20 protein-coding genes are annotated in these 20882 nt (G+C 68.8%); 10 read left to right on the top strand and 10 right to left on the bottom strand.

What is annotated here, in order from left to right:
• Positions 1–169: 169 nt before the first annotated feature.
• Complete coding sequence (gene hisN / locus ACFVM3_RS38140) at positions 170–958, bottom strand: histidinol-phosphatase (protein ID WP_378444715.1); 789 nt, start codon at positions 956–958, stop codon at positions 170–172.
• A gap of 39 nt (positions 959–997) precedes the next feature.
• Here hisN and ACFVM3_RS38145 point away from each other — a divergent pair, with 39 nt between their 5' ends.
• The 3 genes from ACFVM3_RS38145 to ACFVM3_RS38155 all read left to right on the top strand — a co-directional run bounded on the left by ACFVM3_RS38145 (position 998) and on the right by ACFVM3_RS38155 (position 3563).
• Entirely contained in the window at positions 998–1702 is a 705-nt protein-coding gene (locus tag ACFVM3_RS38145) for a response regulator transcription factor (RefSeq protein WP_034304815.1), read from the top strand.
• A gap of 1 nt (position 1703) precedes the next feature.
• Entirely contained in the window at positions 1704–2987 is a 1284-nt protein-coding gene (locus tag ACFVM3_RS38150; protein ID WP_378444702.1) for an ATP-binding protein, read from the top strand.
• A 63-nt stretch (positions 2988–3050) separates the two neighbouring features.
• Positions 3051–3563 (top strand): hypothetical protein, encoded by a 513-nt coding sequence (locus tag ACFVM3_RS38155; protein ID WP_378444703.1) that lies wholly within the window; start codon positions 3051–3053, stop codon positions 3561–3563.
• Here ACFVM3_RS38155 and ACFVM3_RS38160 read toward each other — a convergent pair.
• The 8 genes from ACFVM3_RS38160 to ACFVM3_RS38195 all read right to left on the bottom strand — a co-directional run bounded on the left by ACFVM3_RS38160 (position 3541) and on the right by ACFVM3_RS38195 (position 11614).
• The gene (locus ACFVM3_RS38160; RefSeq protein ID WP_378444704.1) at positions 3541–3954 is read right to left on the bottom strand and encodes a hypothetical protein; all 414 of its coding nucleotides are present in this window, start codon (positions 3952–3954) and stop codon (positions 3541–3543) included. The two genes, ACFVM3_RS38155 and ACFVM3_RS38160, sit on opposite strands and share 23 nt — an antisense overlap.
• A 4-nt stretch (positions 3955–3958) precedes the next feature.
• Positions 3959–4591: a response regulator transcription factor gene (locus tag ACFVM3_RS38165; protein ID WP_219145936.1), complete on the bottom strand. Its 633-nt coding sequence runs from the start codon at positions 4589–4591 to the stop codon at positions 3959–3961.
• 135 nt (positions 4592–4726) lie between these two features.
• Positions 4727–5374 carry a response regulator gene (locus tag ACFVM3_RS38170; RefSeq protein ID WP_378444705.1) on the bottom strand — a complete coding sequence of 216 codons (648 nt, stop codon included), beginning with the start codon at positions 5372–5374 and terminating at the stop codon, positions 4727–4729.
• Between the two features lie 269 nt (positions 5375–5643).
• Positions 5644–6480, bottom strand: coding sequence for an NAD(P)H-binding protein (locus ACFVM3_RS38175; protein WP_378444706.1), 837 nt, complete (start codon positions 6478–6480; stop codon positions 5644–5646).
• 11 nt (positions 6481–6491) lie between these two features.
• Complete coding sequence (locus ACFVM3_RS38180; RefSeq protein WP_378444707.1) at positions 6492–7850, bottom strand: MDR family MFS transporter; 1359 nt, start codon at positions 7848–7850, stop codon at positions 6492–6494.
• A 247-nt stretch (positions 7851–8097) separates the two neighbouring features.
• The gene (locus tag ACFVM3_RS38185) at positions 8098–8637 is read right to left on the bottom strand and encodes a GtrA family protein (RefSeq protein WP_034304834.1); all 540 of its coding nucleotides are present in this window, start codon (positions 8635–8637) and stop codon (positions 8098–8100) included.
• A gap of 225 nt (positions 8638–8862) precedes the next feature.
• Positions 8863–9363 (bottom strand): GtrA family protein, encoded by a 501-nt coding sequence (locus tag ACFVM3_RS38190; RefSeq protein ID WP_378444708.1) that lies wholly within the window; start codon positions 9361–9363, stop codon positions 8863–8865.
• Positions 9364–9373: 10 nt separating this feature from the next.
• The gene (locus ACFVM3_RS38195) at positions 9374–11614 is read right to left on the bottom strand and encodes a sigma-70 family RNA polymerase sigma factor (protein ID WP_378444709.1); all 2241 of its coding nucleotides are present in this window, start codon (positions 11612–11614) and stop codon (positions 9374–9376) included.
• 257 nt (positions 11615–11871) lie between these two features.
• Here ACFVM3_RS38195 and ACFVM3_RS38200 point away from each other — a divergent pair, with 257 nt between their 5' ends.
• The 6 genes from ACFVM3_RS38200 (at position 11872) to ACFVM3_RS38225 (ending at position 17877) form a co-directional block, all read left to right on the top strand.
• Entirely contained in the window at positions 11872–12744 is an 873-nt protein-coding gene (locus tag ACFVM3_RS38200; protein ID WP_378343768.1) for a GGDEF domain-containing protein, read from the top strand.
• An 81-nt stretch (positions 12745–12825) separates the two neighbouring features.
• Positions 12826–14178: a glycosyltransferase 87 family protein gene (locus ACFVM3_RS38205; protein ID WP_378444710.1), complete on the top strand. Its 1353-nt coding sequence runs from the start codon at positions 12826–12828 to the stop codon at positions 14176–14178.
• Positions 14153–15358, top strand: a complete 1206-nt coding sequence (locus ACFVM3_RS38210) for a glycosyltransferase 87 family protein (protein WP_378444711.1) — start codon at positions 14153–14155, stop codon at positions 15356–15358. Before ACFVM3_RS38205 ends, ACFVM3_RS38210 begins: the two co-directional genes overlap by 26 nt.
• A 53-nt stretch (positions 15359–15411) precedes the next feature.
• Complete coding sequence (locus ACFVM3_RS38215; RefSeq protein WP_378444712.1) at positions 15412–16596, top strand: 5-(carboxyamino)imidazole ribonucleotide synthase; 1185 nt, start codon at positions 15412–15414, stop codon at positions 16594–16596.
• A gap of 9 nt (positions 16597–16605) precedes the next feature.
• Positions 16606–17103 (top strand): 5-(carboxyamino)imidazole ribonucleotide mutase, encoded by a 498-nt coding sequence (purE, locus tag ACFVM3_RS38220; protein ID WP_125796539.1) that lies wholly within the window; start codon positions 16606–16608, stop codon positions 17101–17103.
• A gap of 147 nt (positions 17104–17250) precedes the next feature.
• Entirely contained in the window at positions 17251–17877 is a 627-nt protein-coding gene (locus ACFVM3_RS38225) for a DUF3558 family protein (protein WP_378444713.1), read from the top strand.
• Between the two features lie 3 nt (positions 17878–17880).
• On the opposite strand, the gene ACFVM3_RS38230 is transcribed toward ACFVM3_RS38225, so the two are convergent.
• Complete coding sequence (locus tag ACFVM3_RS38230) at positions 17881–19530, bottom strand: class I adenylate-forming enzyme family protein (protein ID WP_378444714.1); 1650 nt, start codon at positions 19528–19530, stop codon at positions 17881–17883.
• A 105-nt stretch (positions 19531–19635) separates the two neighbouring features.
• Between ACFVM3_RS38230 and ACFVM3_RS38235 the strand changes: the two genes are divergently transcribed.
• Positions 19636–20808 carry an acyl-CoA dehydrogenase family protein gene (locus tag ACFVM3_RS38235; protein WP_185927251.1) on the top strand — a complete coding sequence of 391 codons (1173 nt, stop codon included), beginning with the start codon at positions 19636–19638 and terminating at the stop codon, positions 20806–20808.
• The last annotated feature ends 74 nt before the right edge of the window (positions 20809–20882 follow it).

The following is a 20882-nucleotide window of genomic DNA, read 5'->3' on the forward strand; positions in this document are numbered from 1 at the left end:
ACGTTGAAGGTTGCGAAAGTGGCTTTCGCAACGCGGATCGCGCCCGTTCAAGCACGCCTCACAGTCGGCCCGGCAGCCGGAGGCATGTCGCGAAAGCCACTTTCGGGACATCAGGCGTCGCGAAGGTGGCTTTCGCGACATGCCCCGGCGCACAGCGACGCCCGAGCCGTCAGCGCTTCAGGATCGCCAGCGCCTCGTCGTGCAGCAGGCCGTTCGTCGAAAGCGCCGAGCCGTTGTCGTAGCGCGCTTCGCCGTTCAGGTCGCTGAACCGGCCACCGGCTTCGGTGATCAGCACCTGGGCCGCGGCGACGTCCCACGGGTTCACGATGCATTCCGCGGCGACGTCGAGCGCGCCCTCGGCGACCAGGCAGTGGTGCCAGAAATCGCCGAACGCGCGGCTCTCCCAGCACGCGTTGACGAGGTCGAGGTACTTCTCGCGGGAGTGGTACTCGACCCAGGAGTTCAGGTCCGTTGTGGACAGATACGCGTCTTCGAGTGACGCGACCTTCGACACCGAGATACGGCGTTCCCCGGCGGAGTCGCTCATCCAGGCGCCGTCGCCGTCGGCGGCCCACCAGCGGCGCCCGAGCAGCGGCGCGCTGATCATGCCCACGACCGGCGTGCCGTCTTCGACCAGCGCGATCAGCGTCGCCCAGACCGGGACACCGCGCAGGAAGTTCTTGGTCCCGTCGATCGGGTCGAGCACCCAGGCGCGGCCGGTCGCCGCGGTGCCGCCGCGTTCCTCGCCGAGCACCGTGTCGTCCGGCCGGTCCGCGGTGAGGATCGCGCGGATGGCGTCTTCGACGGCGGTGTCCGCGTCGGTGACCGGCGTCCGGTCGGGTTTGCGTTCCACGGCCAGGTCGAGCGCGCGGAACCGGGCGGTGGTGATGGCGTCGGCGGCGTCGGCCAGCCGGGTGGCGAGTTCCAGATCATTCTCGTAGCCAGGCACGGTGACGATGGTTTCACGCCCGGCAGTCGTAGAGTTGGCCAGGTGAGCATGGTGCTACTCGCCGAGGACGACCCGGCCATCGCCGATCCGCTTTCCCGCGCACTGCAGCGGGAGGGGTACGACGTGCGGGTCGTCGGTGATGGACCCGCCGCCCTCGACGCGACCGAGAGCGACCGGGTGGACCTGCTGGTCCTCGATCTCGGCCTGCCGGGGATGGACGGGCTCGAGGTGTGCCGTCGCCTGCGCGCCAGCGGCACCGAGGTGCCCGTGCTGATGCTCACCGCGCGCACCGACGAGGTCGACTTCGTGGTCGGGCTCGACGCCGGCGCCGACGACTACGTCGCCAAGCCGTTCCGGCTGGCCGAACTGCTGGCCCGCATCCGCGCGCTGCTCCGCCGCCGGGCCCCCGACGTGCTCGAAGCCGGGGGAGTACGAATGGACCTCGGCGCCCGGATGGTCACCGTGGACCTGCACGAGGTGCAGCTGGCGAACAAGGAGTTCGAGCTGCTCCGGGTGCTGATGAGCCGCGCCGGTCAGGTGGTCAGCCGCGACGAGATCCTCGCCGAGGTGTGGAACGACCTCGAGTCGAAGACCTCGAAGACCCTCGACATGCACATGTCGTGGCTCAGGCGGAAGCTCGCCATCGCGGCCGACGAAGCCGCGGGCAGGGCGGGCAAACCCGGCGGGAACGGCGACGGCGAACGGCGGATCGCCACGGTCCGCGGCGTAGGCTTCCGCTTCAACGCGGAATAGCATGCGCCGACGCATCCTCCTGGCGATCCTGCTCGCCGTCGCGGTCACCGCGGCGGTGCTGGGCATCCCGCTGGGGATCACCGCGTGGCAGCTGGTCGAGAACCTCAACCGGGAGAATCTGGCCTCCTCGGCACGCGGGATCGCGGCGACGCTCGACAACGAGATCGCCGTCGGCCAGCCGATCAATCTCGACCTGCTCCGCGTGGGTGTCCCGCAGGGCGGTTTGCTGACCGTCCGCACGCAGGGGCAGATGGAGAAGCGCTACGGCACCGATCCCGGGCCGGACGTGGTGTCCGAGAAGGCCCCGATCGCGTTGCACGGCGAGGTCGAACTGGCCGTGCCCGCCGGGCCGATGCGCACCCGCCAGACCCAGGTCACCTTGCTGGTGGTGCTGCTGGTCGTGCTGTCGGTGGGCACCGGCACGGTGGTCGCGACGGTGACCGCGCGAAGGCTCGCGAAACCGCTGAGACACGTCGCGGATCGCGCGGTCAAACTCGGCGGCGGCGATTTCCGGCCGGATCCCAAACGCTACGGCGTCGGCGAACTCGACATGGTCGCCGAGGCGCTCGACGCGTCCGGTTCGGCGCTCGCCCAGCTCGTCCAGCGGGAACGTCAGCTCGTCGGCGACGTCTCCCACCAGCTGCGGAGCCGGCTGACCGCGTTGCAGCTGCGGCTCGAACCGCTCACCGTCCACCCGGACCGGGACGTCGTCGACGAGGCGAAGGCCGCGCAGGAACAGGCCGACCGGCTCGCCGAAGCCCTCGACGAACTGCTGGCCGCGGCACGGGCGGCGCGCGAGGTCGGCGCGGAACCGGTGAACCTCCAGGAAGTGCTTCCCGAAGTCTCCGAAGAGTGGCGACAGCTGCTTCGCGCCGAAGGCAGGCATCTGCGGATCCGCGTCACCGACGGGCTGAGGGCGCGGGCGACCCCCGGTCGTTTGCGCGAGGTCGTCGGCGTCCTGCTCGACAACGCGCTGCGCCACGGCGCGGGAACGGTCACGCTCGCCGCGCGGCGCGGCGACACGGAAGGCACCGTCGTCGTCGAGGTCGCCGACACCGGATCAGGAGTGCCCGAGGAGCTCGCGCCGCATATCTTCGAACGCGGTTTCTCCGGCGGCGGCTCGACCGGCGTCGGTCTCGCGCTCGCCCGCGCGCTCATCGAGGCCGACGGTGGACGGCTGGAGCTGTCGAGCAAACAGCCCGCGGTGTTCAGTCTCTTCCTGAAGGTGCCCCGGCCGGGCGATGTGGCCGAGGTGCGCTGGCCCGCTGAGCGCGTCCCTCGCTAAGGCTTCCCCAAGGACGTCCCGATCGGGCAAGCCCGCGGAAGCGCGCCGACCTACCTTCGAGGGGTGCGTGCGACGGCGTTCCGGTACCACCCGCCGGTGAGTCCGGTGGCCGCGGCGACCCTGGAGATCGGCAAGGTGACGGTCACCGTGGGGTTGTCCTTCGACGGCGCGCTGTACGCGTGCCGCCGTCCGCCAGGAGTGGTGGAGCGGATGGAGGCGGAAGCCCTGGATCTGCTGTCGAAGGGGCTGTTCGTCAGCGGGATCGACACCCCGGTCGCGACCGTGACCGGGGCGGCGGGACACCGGTTCGTCCAGCAGAGCGCCGAATTCCGGCCGCCGGACGCCCGGCTCTACCGGGGCATGTGCGGCGTCGGCGCCAGCCGGAACGGGCTGACCCTGACCGGCATCCTCGGCTACCGTCTCGAAGTCCGCGCGGGATGGGCGAAGCGGGCCGGTGAATGCGGCCCGCCCGAGACGGCCGCCGAATGGGGTGAGCTCTTCGGCGGGCAGCTGTCGTCCATCGGCGGGGTGGTCCTGCGGCGGTCCTCGGTGCTCAGTCTCGGTATTCCCCCGTGACCGTGACGACGAACGCCGCCCGCGCGGGCAGGCCGAGGCTGACCCACAACCCGGTCGGATCGGTTCGCCCGAGCGCCATCCGCGCCTGCTGGTCGCCGACCATGAGGAACTCCGTCCCGAGCAGGATCCTCAGCGAGCGGTCGAGCAGGGTGTGCTCGTCCCGGACCTTGTCCGCCTGCGCGGTGACCAAATAGGACAGTTCGCAGCGGTTCGCCCGCACGGCGCCGGTTTCCGGGCCGGCGCCGTGCAGGGCGAAAAGGAACAGATCGACGCTCGACACCCGCGTCTCGGTCTGCCAGGTGGGTTTCGGCGGATCCAGCCGGACCACCGTCCCCTCCGGCAGGTGGGGTGCGATGAGCAGGCACAACGCCTCGTCGACCTGGCTGATCACGGGGTCAGATCAATCCCTCGCGCAGTGCGTAGGCCACCGCGTGCGAACGGTTCCGGAGCTGGAACCGGTTGGTCACGTCGTGCAGGATGCTCTTCACCGTGCGCTGCGAATAGCAGAGCTGGTCGGCGATCTCCTGCGTCGAGAACCCCGACGCGACCAGCTTGAGCACCTCGGTCTCCCGGCTGCTCATGCCACCGAAGTGCAGGCCGCGCGGCTGCAGCACCTGTCGTTGCAGCCGCGAGACCCGGTGCAGCAGCCTGCCGAGCAGGTCGGGAGGTAGCGCGCCTTCCCCGGCCGCGGCCGCCTTGATCAGCCGGACCAGGACGTCGGCGCCCGCCTCGGACCGGCGGGCGACCGCGCAGACGCCGTGTTCGATGGCGCTGAGGATCTCGTTGTCGTCGACTTCACCCGCGACGAGCACGATGCGGGTGAATCCTTGGTGGTGCAGTGCGGACAGCAGTTGCGTCATGGCCTCGTCGAGGCGGTCGGTGACCAGGAGGGCCACCATCGTCGGGTCGGCGGCCTCCCCGTCCACCAGCCAGACATCGTCACGGGAGCGGAGCGTCATGCAGACGCCGTTGTGCAAAATCGGATCGGTGGCGCGGACGACCACCGGTGTCCTGTTCGGTTCGAACATGTGATTCCCATTCCCCTCGAACGGTGCGAGGGTCCCACCCCTCGCGCTACTCACCCTGCCGGGTGAGGTGTCCCGAGCGCATGGGACTCCGGTCCCGGAATTGCCCGAAAAGCCGCCCTTATCGGGGTCGCTTTTTCAGGGGCCCAACCCTGCTTCGCGGGCACGCACGATCGCTTCGGCGCGATCCGCGACTTGGAGCTTGCTGAAGACGTTCGAAATATGGTTCCGCACGGTTTTCGGGCTGAGACAGAGAGTGCTGGCGATGGCGGTGTTGCTGTGCCCGCCCGCGATGAGCGACAGGACCTCTCGTTCCCGGGCGGTGAGTTCCGGGAACACCGTGTCCGGGCTCGGCTGCGCGTGATTGAAGAAGCCGAGAACGCGCGTCGCGATGTCGGGCCCGAAGATCGCTTCGCGCCTCGCGACGGCATGAACGGCGCGAATGATTTCGTCGGGCTCCGCGTCCTTCAGCAGATATCCGCGGGCTCCGGCCCGCATCGCCGAGAAAACGGATTCACTCTCGTCCGCCATCGTCAGCATGAGCACGCCGACGTTCGGCCGTTCGGCGACGATGTGCCGGGTCGCTTCGGCGCCGCTGATATCGGGCAGATGCAGGTCCATGACCACGACGTCGGGACCCAGCGCGCTCGCCGCGCTGATCGCGTGCGCGCCGCTCGCGGCCTCGCCGACCACGTCGACCAGCGGTTCGTTGGCGAGCAGGGTGCAGACCCCGAACCGGAACAGCGGATGGTCGTCGACCACGAGCACGCGAAGGCGTTCGTTCATACGGTTCCCCCTGTCTCCCCGTCGCGGCACGTTAGCGAGAGGGCCGGTCGGCGGACAACGCGTGGTCCGGACAGCGGACCGGCGAAAATTAAACGCCTGATGAGTATCGCGTATCGCGGTGGCTCGCCCAACCCATTAACCCTTTCGGCGCAAGTTCGGGTCTCAAGTCCGTGAAGACCTCCTTGAGGGACTCTGGGTCTCTCAAGGTGGCCTTCACGGACCGGCGGGAGCAAGGCGGTAGCAAAGGTCCCTTGCTCCCTTTCCGCAGGTCAGGCGAAGGCGGCGGCGTGTTCCCGTGCCCAGTCCGCGAACGTCAGCGGCGCCCGCCCGAGCAGTTCGCGGACGGTCCCGAACACGACCTCCTCGTTCCCGGCCGACTGCCGCTTGAGCTCGAAGAGCCCGTCGACCGCCGAAGCGGGCCAGCCGTACCCGAGCATCCTGGCTCGCGAAGCTGCTTCGGGCTCTTCGACGTACGTCAGGGGTCGCCCGAGGACGTCGCCGAGGATTTCGACCTGCCGTCGTGTCGTGAGCGCCTCGCCGCCGGTGATCGGGTACGTCCTGCCCGCGTGCCCGTCGGTGGTCAGCACGGTCGCGGCGACTTCGGCGATGTCGCGGACGTGCACCAGCGCGGACGCCGGATCGCCTTCGGGGACGCGGACGATCCCGTCGCCGCGTACGGCGTGCGACCAGGCGAACCGGTTGTCCATGAACGTGCCGGGACGCAGGATCGTCCAGTCCGGCCCGGCTTCGCGCACGAACCGTTCGGCCTCGGCATGCACGAGGGAGAGGGGGTCCGTCTGTCCGAAGTGGACACCGGTGGTGGAGAGTTTGACGATGTGCGCGACACCGGTGGCCGCCTTGAGTACGGCCCGCTCCTGGGCGAGCGGGTCCGGGCCGTGCCCGGAGGTCAGGACGAACACGCGGTCGACGCCGTCGAGCAGCGCGGGATCGAGGGCGTCGAGATCACCGGCGGCGACCTCGGCACGCGGATCGATGCGGGCGTGTGCGGGGTCGCGCGTCAGAGCACGAACGCGAGCGCCCCTGTCCAGTAGCGCGGGGACGAGTTCGCGGCCGACTTTGCCGGTGGAACCGATAACGAGGATCATCGAAGGACTCCTTAGTGGTTGCGCCGCAAGGAAACGCGCGGCAGGAAGAGAGAAGCGGCGAGGCCGACGGCCAAGGCGGGGAGCATCGCCCAGAACACGCCGTTCAGCGCGGACGAGTAACCGGCCGGACTGTCGCCGGTGAAGGCGTTCGTGAACACCGCGCCGAAAACGGTCAGCCCGGCCGTGGTGCCGAGGGAACGCAGGAAACCGACGGTCGCCGAAACCGCGCCGAGATCGGTCCGTGCGACGTTCTGCTGCGCCGCCATGGAAAGCACCTGCAGGTTGAGCCCGGCCGCCGCGCCGAACACGGCGAGGTAGGCGACGACGAGCGGCAACGGTGTCGTTTCGTCCATTGTGGACATGGCGAACGCGGCGGCGAGGCCGAGGGTCATGCTGAGGATCGGCGCCCAGCGGTAGGCGCCGGTCTTGGCGATGACCCGGCCCGCGACCATCGACGACGCGGCGACCGCGAGAGTCATGGGCAGCAGCAGGAGCCCGGCTTCCGAAGGCCCGGCACCGCCCGCGGTCTGCAGGAAGAGCGCCAGGTAGTTGACCGAACCCAGGAAGACGAACCCGGCCGCGGCACTGGCCAGCACGCTCAGGCTGAACATCCTGGAGCGGAACAGCCGGAGCGGGACGACCGGTTCGGCCGCCCGGCGTTCGATGAGCAGGAAGGCGACGAGCAGCGCCGCACCGATCGAGGCCGACAGCGGCGTCGCCAGCGTCAGGCCGACGATCGCGCTCGACAGGACGACGATGCCCGCGAAGTCGAACGGCGCGGTCGTCCGGCGTCGTTCGAGGCGCAGGTATCGCGAGACGACACCGAACGCGACCAGTCCGATCGGCACGTTGAGGCCGAAGATCGACCGCCAGCCCGCGAGGTCGGTCAGGACGCCGCCGACGACAGGGCCCGCGAGCGAGGACCCGGCGAAGCAGATCGAGAACCAGGCGAAGTAGCGGGCGCCTTCGCGTCCTGGGAACAGTTCGCCGATGATCGCGGCCACGGCGACGAACAGCCCGCCGGAGCCGATGCCCTGCAGCACGCGGGCGGCGATCAGCAGCGGCATCGTCGGCGCCAGCGCGCAGGCTAGGGAGCCGAGGACGAACAGCGCGATCGCGGCGAGCACGACGCGCTTGCGGCCGAAGAGGTCACCGAGCTTTCCGTGGACAGGTGCGCTGACGCTGCCTGCCAAGAGATAGACGGTGGTGACCCAGGCGAACGACGCGGCGCCGCCGAGCTCACCGACCATGCGCGGTAGCGCGGTCGCGACGACTTGGGCGTCGAGCATCGCCAGGAACACGGCGGCGAAGAGCCCGATGAGGGCAACGGTGTTTCGGGCGCGCGGAGGCGCGCCGAGAGTGGTGCTCAAGAAAGAGATCCGTTCACTGGAAGAAACGAGGGAACGCGAGGGACGCGGGGCAGTGCTCGAAAGCAGCCCCGGATCCCCGCCAAGGCGGGAAAAGGCTCAACCGTCATCCGAACCGGACGCGGTCCTCTTCGCGCTTGGCGATCACCTCGAATTCGTCCCGCGCGACCGTACGAACCCGGTCGGCGTCATCAGTGAAGGAACGTTGACATGGATGACCCTAGGCAATCACATGTCTTTTGACAAGTACTTAGCGGAGCGGAATGACGTCCTCGTCCGGCTCGTCGCTGTCCCGGCGGCGTTTGCCCAGCTCATCCGGGAAGACCCACTTCTTGAAGCCCCAGAAACGGAAGAACATCGCCAGCAGCATGCCGATGATCGACCCGCTGGTGAAGTCCGCCAGCTCCTGGACGAACCGCGTCACGTGCGGCACTTCGAGATCGAAGATGTAGCGCGACGTGTACAGCGGGATCAGGTTGACCACCACGGCGATGCCGCTGATCACGAAGAACAGCGCCGCTTCGTGATGCCGCTCGCGGCCGCCGCGGGTCCGGAAGGACCACTCGCGGTTGAGAATGTAGGACACGATCGTCGCGACGATGATCGCGATGGCCTTCGCCGTGGTCGGCTTCGACTCCAGCACGCTGAGTTTCAGCAGGTACCAGACGCCGTTGTCGACCAGGAACGTCGTGCCGCCCACGATCGCGAACTTCAACAGCTCACGGTGCTTGATCAGCACGGATCGGAGCGGCTCGGGCGTCCTGGAAAGGACGGATTCGACCACGGTCACCAGATCAGTCTAATTCGCGTCGCCCGCCGAACGGGTCGGCAGGGGATGGACAGCGCGGTATAGGGCGCTTTGGGCGATTCGGGGACGGGGGTCGTGAGTGGCCTTTCGGGTTAGAACCGAAACGCCACTCATAACTCCGGCTGACCGCTCGCCCTGCCTCCGCTGGGGTTGCGACGACCTGCGAAAGAGAGCAAGGGACCTTTGCTACCGCCTCCGGCGGACGGATCAGGCGGCGGGATCGTCGGGAATGCCGGAAATGTCCCGCCCACCGCCCCGCAGCAGCCGGGGCCGCGCGTCGGCCTCCGGAAAGACCCATTTCTTGAACGACCACCAGCGGAACGCCGTGCCGAGCAGGGTGCCGATGATCACGCCGCTGACGAAGTCGGCGATCTCCTGGGTCAGCAGTCCGACGTAGGGCTGCTCCAGCTTGAACACGTACCGCGAAACCAGTTGCGGAAGCGCGTTGAGGCCGAGCGCGATCGCGCTGAGCAGGAAGAAGAGCGCCGCTTCGTGGGCTCGTTCACGCCCGCCGCGGGTGCGAAAGGACCATTCACGATTCGCGACGTACGAGAAAACGGTCGCCACCAGGACGCCGATGACCAGCGCGGTCACCGGTTTGTCGGTCAGCACGGTGAACTTGAGCCCGTAGGTGATCGTCATCGTGATGACGAAGCTCGCGCCGCCGACCAGTACGAACCGCAGCAGTTCGCGATGCTTCCCCCGCATGCGGGCGACGCTACTGGAAAATGCGGTCGATCTCGCCGTTGGGCCGCGTGGTCGGCTTGGACTTCCCAGGCTTCGGCGGAGCGCTGGTGGTCGTCGTCGTGGTCGTCCCGGGCTGGGACGGCTCCTGCTTCAGAGGCTCCGAAGGCGTCACGGACGGCGAAGACTTCCTCGACGGAGTGGGCCACCCCGGTCGCCCGGGCTTCGTCGTGTCCGGAGCGCCCGAAGGCTTCGAAGTGACCGAAGGCAGCGAAGGCACCGTGGTCGACGGGAGCAGCGCGTTGTCGTCACAGTGGTGATGCCAGCAGCCGAAGTAGACCTCGACCGGCTTCGCCTTGGCACTGCCGAGGGTGGCGTTCACCGTCACTGGGACATGCGCCGGCGGACGGCCCTTCAGCGTCACCGTCAGGTTCGCCTCGCGCCCCGGAGCCAGCGAACCACGTGAAGTGCACGACGTACCTTCGCCGGTCGGAGTGCATCGGATGCCGAAGAAACTCGACGAGTAGAGCATGCGGTGGTCGAGAGTGATCGTCACCGGCTTCGTCGACTCGCCGGTGTTCTTGACGTGGATGTTCACCCGCGGGTTGTGGTGCCAGGGGAACGCGGACATCCAGTCACTGCTGGCGCTCAGCGCGAGGTCGTCCACGGGCGCGGGCGGTGCCGGCACCTTGACCTTCACCTCGATCGACACCTTGATCTGCGCGCCCGCCGTCACCGATCCGGTGACCACGCTGCCGTCCACGGCCTCATCGCTGGCCAGAAGCCGGAACTTCAGCACGGCGGACTGTCCAGGTTCGAGGCCGGTACCGGTCCGGCAGGTCACCGTGCCGGTTCCGCCGGGGCAGTTCACCGCGATCGTGGAGGGTGCCTGCTGCCGGAAGCCGTTGGCGCCCATCGCGCCACCGCCGCCGGCGGAAACAGCGCTCACGCCCTTCGGCAGATTCAGCGAGACCGCCACGGGCTCGGACTTCGATCCACCGTCGTTGCGCACGGTGATCGGCAGGTCGGCCACGTCGCCGGGCTTGAGCTGGACACCACCGGCCGGGGTAGACGCCGTCATCACCGGAGGCGCCGGAATCACCGGCGAAGACGCGGGCGGCTCGGCGGGTGTCGGGGCAGGCGCGGGAGCGGGAGCCGGAGGAGGCACCTGCTGAGCGGGCGGCACCGGCTGCTGCGCCGGCGGTGGAGCCGCCGGTGCAGGGGGTGGGTCGGCCGGTTTGGGAGCGGGTGCCGCGGCGGGTGGCGGGACCGCCGCGGCGGCCGGGATCTCCTGGGTGCCGCCACCGGCGGCGAGCGCCACCGCGACGGCGGCGACGATGGCCACGCTCGATCCGGCCACTCCGGCGAACTGGCGCGGTCCGGCCGCGGCCGCGCCGGCGGCGGCGCCCGAACCCGAACCCGCCGCGGCGGCCGTCGCGGCCGCGGTGACCGCGCCCGCCTTGCCCGCCCCGGTCGTCGCCAGGTAACCGAGAGCCGCGCCACCGAGCACGATCGGCGCGATGATCCCGCGCAGACCGGTGTTGACGTCGGCCAGTTCCGCGGCCAGCGCGCGGCATTTCTCGCATTCGTCCAGGTGGTTCTCCACCTGGGTCCGTTCACGTTTGGACAACCCGTCCCTGGTCCACGCGCCGAGCTTGTCCGCGCTCGCGCGGCAGCGTTCGGCGGAGTTCTCGGCCAGGTGGACCTGCAGATACGCCTGCCGCAGCCCTTCACGGGCGCGGTAGGCGAGCGCGGAGACGCCGTTCGCGGTCAGGCCCAGCAGCGGCGCGACCTCGGCGGGCGTCTGACCCTCGATCTCGGTGTGCCACAGCACCGCCTGCCACCGCTCGGGCAGCCGGGCGAACGCCTTCGCGGCGAGCGTGCGCTCAAGCCCGGCGACGGCCGTGTCGGAGAAGGGGACAGTCAGCGCCTCGCCGACGGCGCCGCCGACGTCGGACATGTCCTCGTTCAGGTCGACGCGTTTGTCCTTGCGCGTCTTGTCGTAGGCGGTGTGCCGGAGCGCGGTCAGCAGGTACGCGCGGAACGCGGCGTCGGGGCCTTTGCCGCCGCGCAGCGTGTCCAGCACCTTCGCGAAGGCTTCCGAAACGAGGTCGTCGGCCTCGGAACTGGAGCGGGCGAGCTGACGGGCGAGGTTGTGCGCCGCGCCGGCGTGGCGCTCGTAAAGGGTTCCGTAAGACGCGATCTTCCCGTCACGCACCTCGGCGATCAGCTCGGCGTCACTCTTACCGGAGAGATCGGCGGGAACGGTGGACACGGGGCTCCTTCATCTGCTGGTTCGGCGGGTCTACTGTCTTAAACGCCCGAACACGCTCAGTGTGACGGACAGGGCGACGCACGTCACCTCGCGGTCCCTTCGATGACCCGGAGGGCGCAACGCCATCACCCGCTCTGGGTTACCGAAGAGTTCGGAAAGATCCTTGAAAAACGCCGTCACGCGCGGCGTGGACGCGCGTCCCCACCGTGAAGCGATCGCAAGATCGAAAAGATCGGAACGGAAAGGGGCGGTGGGCAGTGGACGTACCGGCCACCGGTGCGCCGTCCGGGGGATCCGATGGGCAAGCCGCCTGGAACCGGTTCGAACGAGATCGCACGCTCCGCGCACTGCGGGCCCGCTGGCGGACGGCCAGCCTGGCCGCGGGCTGGCGTTTCCCGAGTGACTGGGGTCTACCCGAGGTCGACGCCGTCTGCGCGGCGGTGATCAAGAACGGCCGGGTCGCGCCCGCCGAAGTGGCGGAGACCGCTCTCGCGGGACTGGGCCGGGCACGGGCCGCCGCGGGTGCCGGGCTCGCCGAAACCCTCGCGGACCTCGCGGCGTTGCACGCCGTGCTCGCCGACCCGGACGCCGTGGACGGTTTCCTCGCGCCGGACGTCGACTCGACACCTTCCCGGTTGCTTCGGGTGACGGCGCTCGCCTGGGCGGACGTCGCGACCGATCAGCTGGTGAACACCGAAGTCACCGAACCTCTCACCGGACTGCCGACCGCCGCTTACCTGAGGACCCGGCTGAGTGAGCTGTACCGCCAGGCCCGCCGCGACGAGCGGCCGGTCGCGGAGGCGCACACGCTGCTTGTGGTCTCGATGGACTTCAGCTCGGTCGCGGGCTGGCCCCGGCTGACCGGGATGATCCTGGTCGCGGACGCGCTCAAGCAGGTGTTCGACGGCGGGGAGAGCGTCGCCTCGATCGGTCCGTCCGTCGCGGGCGCTCTCGTACCGAAGGACGTGCGGCTCGCTTCGTCCGGCGTCGCGCTGCGAAGGGCACTCAATGAGCGGCTCTCCGTGGACGCCCAGTTGCGGGACACCGGCCGCCCGCAGATTTCGGCGGTCCGCCTCCCGGCGACCTACGATCTCGCGTGCGATCTCCTCAGCACCCTCGCGCGCTCCTGACGCGGGGTAGCGTAAGACGTTCTCCAGGTCACGGCCGACCCTGTCGACCAGGGACGACCCGGTTCATGATTTCCTGTTCGCGTGACCCGGACTGTTCCCGCCGACGCCAACGGCGACGTTTCGGCGAGCCGCCCGCAGCATCGATTGTCGCTGCGGAAGTCGCTCGCCCGCTTGTCCGTCCGGCCGAGATCGATCCTGATCCTGTCCGTGATTCCGCTGGTCGCGATCGGTTTCGGTATCTGGGGCTGGCAGCACGAATGGGTGCTGGGCGTGGACAGCGCGGTCTACCGCGCCGGTGCCGAAACGCTGCTGAACGGTGACCCGCTGTACGACGCGAACACCCTTCCGGTGGAACCGTGGTGGGCGCTGCTGCCGTTCACCTACCCGCCGACCGCCGCGCTGCTGTTCATCCCGCTCGCGATCGTCCCGACGCAGGTCGCCTGGGGGCTCCTGACCGCGGTTTCGCTGCTCGCGCTGGCGCTGTGCGTCCGGATCGCCATCGGCGCGCTGCCGAAGCCCTCGACCGACGGCCCCCGCTGGTGGGCCTCGCCCGCCCGGTCGACGATCGCGTTCTTCCTGGTCTTCCTCGGCCTCGAGCCGGTGTGGCGCACGATCTTCCTCGGTCAGATCAACATCATCCTGATGGCGCTGGTGATGCTCGACATCCTGGTCATCGGGGCACGGGGCAGCCGCTGGGGCGGCGTGCTCGTCGGCGTCGCGGCCGCGGTCAAGCTCACCCCGATCGTGTTCCTGGGGCATCTGTTCATCACCGGCCGCCGGATGGACGCCGTCCGCGGGCTCGTCACCTTCGTCGTGATGCAGGGCCTGATGTTCCTGATCATCCCGCACGACGCGGCCCGGTACTGGACCTACACCCTGCCCGACACCGGCCGCATCGGCCCGGTGCACTGGGCGGGCAACCAGTCGCTGAACGCGCTGATGAACCGCTTCACCGAGCTCGCGCCCTGGGCGTCGAAAGCGGCCATGGGGATCGGCGCGCTGCTCGCGATCCCGGCGATCTGGCTGGTGCTGCGCTTCCACCGCAAGGGCCAGGCGCTCGCCGCGATGCTGGTGACGGCGTTCTGGATCCTGCTGATCTCGCCGATCTCCTGGACACATCACTGGGTGTGGGTGGCCCCGCTGGTCGTCCTGCTGGTCTCGCGGCTGCCGAAGACCACGCCCGCCACCGCGTGGAAACGCTGGCTCGGCACCTTCGCCGTCTTCTTCGTGTTCATCAGCTGTGTCCTGCTGATCCTGCCGAACGGCCGCAACGTCGAGCTCCACTGGCAGGTGTGGCAGAACATCCTCGGCAGCGCGTACATCTTCATGCCGTTGGTGCTGGCGCTCGCCCTCGCCGGACGCTGGTGGTACCTGCGCCGGAAGCAGGGCACGGGGGACACCGGAAAGCATGCTGAAGTCACGTCCGGCGGCTGAGGCCAGGGTTGTCGGGATCACGCTGGCGGGTGCGCTCGCCTTGGCGATGCTCGCGCTGGGCATCGTCGCGTGGCTCGGCGAATGGCACCTCGGTGCGGACAGCGCCGTCTACCGCGCAGGCGCTCTCACGCTGCTGAAGGGCGAACCGCTCTACACGCGCGAGGCTCTGACGACGCTGCCTCCGTGGGTGCTGCTCCCGTTCACCTACACGCCGGCCGCGGCGCCGCTGTTCCTGCCGCTCGCGATCGTCCCGGCCGGGCTGACCTGGGGTGTGGTCGGCGCGCTCTCCGTGATCTGTGTGAGCGTGGTGATCTCCGTGGTCGCCCGTGCCTGCGGCGCCCCGCTCACCCGGTGGTGGGTGCTGCCGCTGGCCACGGCCGGCGCGCTGGCGCTGGAGCCGGTCTGGAAGACGATCTTCCTCGGGCAGATCAACCTCATCCTGATGGCGCTGATCGTCCTCGACGTCCTCGTGCTTTCCGCGCGCGGTTCGCGCTGGGCAGGCGTGCTGATCGGGATCTCGGCGGCGATCAAGCTGACTCCGCTGATCTTCGTGCCGCATCTGCTGTTCACCGGCCGCTGGAAGGACGCGCTGCGGGCGCTCGGAACGTTCGTCGCGCTCGAAGCCGTGATGTTCGCGGTGATCCCCGGTGACGCCGTCCGGTTCTGGACCGAATCGGCGACCGACCCCAGCCGGGTCGGCTCCGTACACTGGATCTTCAACCAGTCACTCAACGGCCTGGTGAACCGCGCGTCGGAACTCGCGCCGTGGTCACTGACGGTGGCCATCGCGATCGCCGCCGTCCTGGCCGTCCCCGCCGTCTGGTTGGTCGTGCGCCTGCACCGCCACGGCGACCCGGTCGGCGCGCTGCTGGTGACCGCGTTCTACGGGCTGCTGCTCTCGCCGGTGTCCTGGTCACACCATTGGGTGTGGACGGTGCCGTTGCTCGTCCTGCTCGTCATCCGCCGATCGTGGGTTCCGGCCGCCGGTGTCGCGGTGTTGTTCGTGAGCGGTTTGATCATGTTCGTGCCCAACGGCGGGGAGACCGAGTTCGGCTGGGGCCTCGGCTGGTCGCTGCTCGGGAACGTCTACGTCCTCACGGCTGCGATCGCCATCACAGGCCTGGCCGTGCGGGAGCTGCGACGCGGGTCCGCCCAGGTCGTGGCGGTGGCGGCCAAGTAATCTCTTCGTCGCAGTGTTGAATGTGGCCTCAGCGGAAAAGAGAACTTCGGCCAGTGGACAAACGAACCGGTCTTCCGATCGTGGGCATGGTGGGCGGCGGACAGCTGGCCAGGATGACCCACCAGGCGGCGATCTCCCTCGGCCAGTCCCTGCGAGTGCTGGCCGCCGGGGAGAACGAATCCGCCGGCCTCGTCGCGGGCGAGGTCGTGCACGGGCACCACACCGACCTCGAAGCGCTGCGCTCGTTCGCCGCCGGGGTCGACGTGCTGACGTTCGACCACGAACACGTTCCCGGCGAGCATCTGCTGACGCTCGCGATGGAAGGCGTCACCATCCGGCCCGATCCGGCCGCGTTGTCGATGGCGCAGAACAAGCTCGTCATGCGCGAGATGATGGCCGGGCTCGAGATCCCCGGCCCCGCCTTCGCCGAAGTGTCCTCTGTGGACGATGTGATCACCTTCGGCGACAAGCACTCCTGGCCGGTTGTGCTCAAAGCCGCGCAGGGCGGCTACGACGGCCGCGGTGTCTGGATGCTCGACACCGCGCAACACGCCCGCGAGACCGTCCCCGAACTGCTCGACGCCGGAACCCCGCTGCTGGTCGAGGAAAAGGTCGTCATGCGGCGCGAACTGTCCGCGCTCGTGGCCCGGTCGCCGTTCGGGCAGGGGGCGGCGTGGCCGGTGGTGGAGACCGTGCAGTCCGGCGGGATCAACACCGAGGTGCTCGCCCCGGCGCCGGGGCTGAGCGTCGAGCGCACGCAGGAGGCGCAGGACCTGGCGCTGCGGATCGCCGCGACGCTGAACGTGACCGGTCTGCTCGCCGTCGAGCTGTTCGAGACCGACGAAGGCCTGCTGGTCAACGAGCTGGCGATGCGTCCGCACAACTCGGGCCACTGGACCCAGGACGGTTCGAAGACGTCGCAGTTCGAGCAGCACCTGCGTGCCGTGCTCGACTACCCGCTCGGCGTGACCGACCTGATCGCCCCCGCCTGTGTGATGGCGAACGTCCTCGGCGCGCCCGAGGCGCCGTCGATGGGCCCGGACGAACGGCTGCACCACCTGTTCGCGCGGTACCCGGACATCCGCGTTCACCTGTACGGCAAGGGCGAGCGTCCCGGTCGCAAACTCGGCCACGTCAACCTCGTCGGCGATCGCATGGAGGAGCTGCGCGACCGCGCGCTGCTCGCCGCGCACTGGCTTTCCCACGCCGTCTGGCTCGACGGCCACGAAATTCACTAGGAGTAGGAAATGGCGCCGCAGGTTGGCCTGATCATGGGCAGCGATTCGGACTGGCCGACGATGGAAGCGGCCGGGCAGGCGCTGGCCGAGTTCGGCGTCGAATACGAGGTCGGGGTCTACTCGGCGCACCGCACTCCGCAGCGAATGCTCGACTACGCGACTTCGGCCGCTTCGCGCGGTGTGCGCGTGATCATCGCGGGCGCCGGCGGTGCCGCGCACCTGCCGGGCATGGTCGCGTCGGCGACGGTGCTGCCGGTGATCGGTGTGCCGGTGCCGCTGAAGTACCTCGACGGCATGGACTCGCTGCTCTCGATCGTGCAGATGCCCGCCGGTGTCCCGGTCGCGACGGTCTCCGTCGGCGGGGCCCGCAACGCGGGCCTGCTCGCGGTGCGCATCCTCGCCGCGTCCGATGAGGCGCTTCAGGCGAAGATGGCGCGGTTCCAGGCGGATCTGGAGCAGCTGGTGCTCGACAAGGACGCGGCACTGCGTAAACGCGTCGAAGGCTGACGCGTTTCGTTCTCTGAATGCGGTAGTTCGCCATCGAATCACCGCATTCAGAGGACGAAATGAGGGAGGTGCTCTCCACGTGCCGATGACTGTAAGGTATCGGCCGGGCACCATCGGTCAGCGTGACCTATGGTGGAGGAGGGGTTCATGACACGCACGCTGAAAATGTCCGTCGCGGTACTGGCGGCACTGCTGATCGCCGGTTGTGGTGGCGGGAGAATTCTCGAGAACAGGCCCTCGCGTGCCGTGACGGGACCTGCGATTCCGGCCGTGCCGGTACAAGATCCGTTGCCTCTGGATTCTTTCAAAACGGATCCTTGCGGCGTTCTCGGTCGTGCTGAAGTCGCCGCCCTGATCGCTGATCCGCCGGACAAGGTGACAGCGGACCGGTATTCCGCCGGGTACGACCATGCCTGCAAGTGGGATCAGCCCAAGGCGGGCGTACTTGAAGTCCGGAATCCCATGGCCGGTTTGGGCAGCCTTGAAGAGCGGATGACTAGACGGAGAGAAGATCCGGCACAGTCCTCCCGCTGGCGGGAGTTGTCGATCAGTGGCCTTCCCGCGGTCGAGCAAGTCGGAAATCCGCCGGTCTTCGAGTATGAAGGTGCCAGTCTCAAAGCCTGCACCGTCGAGGTCGGAGCCACGGACACCGAACTGCTGGAGTTCAAATACTCCCAGTTCGACGATGAGAAGTCGCAGTACTGGGGCAATGATCGGTGTGCGGCGGCACTCAAGGCCGCGGAGTTGGTGATCGGAAACCTCCGCGGCCGCTGAGCGTCAGTCGGCGAGTTGCTTTCGCAGTTCCCGTTTGAGCACCTTCCCGGCCGCCGAGACCGGGATCTGGTCGACGAAATGGATCGCCCGCAGCCGTTTGTACGGCAGCACGCGGGCGCCGACGGCCTCCAGGAGTTGCTCGGCGGTGACGTTCTCGTCGCTGCGCACGACGAACGCGACCGGCAGCTCGCCCACGTCGGTGTCCGGTTTGCCGACGACGGCCGCCGCGGCGACGCCGGGCAGGGTGATCAGCAGCTCTTCAAGCTCGCGCGGGAACACGTTGTATCCCTTGTACAGCAGCATGTCCTTCTTGCGGTCCACAATGGACAAGTAGCCGTCCTCGTCGAGGACGCCGATGTCGCCGGTGTGCAGCCAGCCGTCGACGAGCGCTGCCGCGGTCTCCTCGGGGCGGTTGCGATAACCGGTCATCACCTGCGGGCCGCGCAGGCACACCTCGCCGCTTTCCCCGGCGGGCAACGGATCTTCGCCGCCTTCGGCCGGGACGATCTTGACCTCGGTGTCGGGCAGCGGGAGCCCGACCGAGCCCACCTTCCGGGTGGCGGAGCGATACGACGGCGCGATGACGGCGCCCATGGTGACCTCGGTGAGGCCGTATCCCTCGGTGATGATCACTCCGGGGAAGCGTTTCTGCAGGGCGCGGATCATCTCGTGGTGCATCGGTGCCGCGCCGGAACCGATGGTCAGTACCGAAGACAGGTCGGCTGTGTGAAACTCGGGGCAGGCGAGCAAGGCGGCGAACAACGCCGGTGCCCCGCCGATCGTGGTGACCCGCAGCAGTTCGGCGTCGGCCACGTACGCCGCCGGGTCGAAGCGGTCGTGCAGGACGACGGTGCCGCCGTCGAGCAACGGGACGTTCAGCGCGGCGATGGTGCCCATCGCGTGGAACCACGGCGTCAGGTTGAGGGCGACGCCGGTGCCGATCCGGGAGGGCCATTCCTCCGGGCCGCCGAGCTGCTCGACGATCACCTCGCCCGAAGCGTCGACTGCGGGGACCGCGCCCAGCCGCCAGCAGGAGCTCTGGAGGCTGTTGACCACGACGTTCCGGTGCGGCAGGCACACGCCCTTCGAGCGGCCGGTGGTGCCGCCGGTGTACGCCAGATGGGCGAGATCGCGGTAGATGTCGATCTCGACGTCCGGCCGCTCGTCGGAGTGAGCGGAGGAGAACTCGGTGAACTCGACCTCTCCCTGGCCCAAGGCCTCGGGCGGGTGAACGACGATGCTCAGCCGGACCGATGTCCGGTCACGGATCGAAGCGAGCACCCGCGCGACGGGGCCGACGGTGACGGCGACGACCGCCCCGGCGTCGGCCAGCTGAAAGGCGAGGTCGTCCGGCGGGAGCAACGGGTTCGCCGGGCTGAAGGTGGCCCCGGCGAGCAGCGTCCCGTAATACGCGACCGGGTACGCCAGGCAGTTCGGCAAGTGGAGCGCGACGACGTCGCCGCTGCCGATGCCCTCGGCGCGCAGGGCGTTCGCGAAGCGGCAGGCCGCGCTGTACGTCTCGGCGAAAGTGAGGCTCTGGTCTCCGTGGGCGAAGGCCGTGCGGGCGCCCCAGCGAGCGGCGGCGCCTGCCAGCACCGAGCCGACCGGGACCTCGGGATAATCGAGCGACCGGGGGAACGGGGTGAGCTCCATCACTCGAACGTACGGACTTTGCGGTCAAAGACACAAGCGCTCGCGATGTCGCACAATGTGAACGAGCGCTAACATCGGTCAAACTCCCAAACGCGGTTAGAAGAGGTGACGAAGGTGTCTGACGGCCCGGGTCTGTACCAGCTTGCCGAAGAGCACGAGGAGCTGCGGGCCGCGGTGCGTGCGCTCGCGGAGAAGGAGATCGAGCCCTACGCGGCCGAGGTCGACGAGGACGAGCGCTACCCGATCGAGGCCTACAACGCGCTGGTCAAGTCGGGTTTCAACGCCGTCCACATCGACGAGGCCTACGACGGCCAGGGCGCGGACGCCATCGCCGCCTGCATCGTGATCGAGGAGGTCGCGCGGGTCGACGCGTCGGCGTCGTTGATCCCGGCGGTGAACAAGCTGGGCACGGTGCCGATCATTCTTTCGGCGTCGGAAGATCTCAAGAAGCTGGTGCTGCCGTCGATCGCCTCCGGTGAGGCATCGGCGTCGTACGCGCTTTCGGAGCGCGAAGCCGGCTCGGACACCGCCTCGATGCGCACCCGCGCGAAGCTCGACGGAGACCACTGGGTGCTGAACGGCACCAAGTGCTGGATCACCAACGCGGGTGAATCGTCCTGGTACACCGTGATGGCGGTGACCGACCCCAACGCCGAGAAGAAGGCCAACGGCATCTCCGCGTTCGTCGTGCACAAGGACGACCCCGGCTTCACCGTCGGCTCGAAGGAGCGGAAGCTCGGCATCAAGGGCTCGCCGACCCGCGAGATCCACTTCGAGAACTGCACCATCCCGGCCGACCGCATCATCGGCGAGCCCGGCACCGGCCTGAAGACCGCGCTGCGCACCCTCGACCACACCCGCCCGACCATCGGCGCGCAGGCGCTGGGCATCGCGCAGGGCGCGCTCGACGCGTCGATCGCGTACGTCAAGGAGCGCAAGCAGTTCGGCAAGTCGATCTCGGAGTTCCAGGGCGTCCAGTTCATGCTGGCCGACATGGGCATCAAGATCGAGGCAGCCCGGAACCTCGTCTATGCCTCCGCCGCGGCGACCGAGCGTGGCGACAAGCGCGGCGGCTACATGGCCGCGGCCGCGAAGGCGTACGCGTCGGACATCGCGATGTCGGTGACGACGGACGCCGTGCAGCTCTTCGGTGGCGCGGGCTACACGCGCGACTTCCCGGTGGAGCGCATGATGCGCGACGCGAAAATCACCCAGATCTACGAAGGCACCAACCAGATCCAGCGCATGGTCATGGCGCGCGCCCTGCTCAAGGGCTGAGTCCGCCCGAAGTACATGAAGGCCCCCATCCTTGCGCCAGGCGCAAGGATGGGGGCCTTCATGTACTTCAAAGG

The organism is Amycolatopsis sp. NPDC057786 (assembly GCF_042797905.1).
Classification (GTDB): Bacteria; Actinomycetota; Actinomycetes; order Mycobacteriales; family Pseudonocardiaceae; genus Amycolatopsis.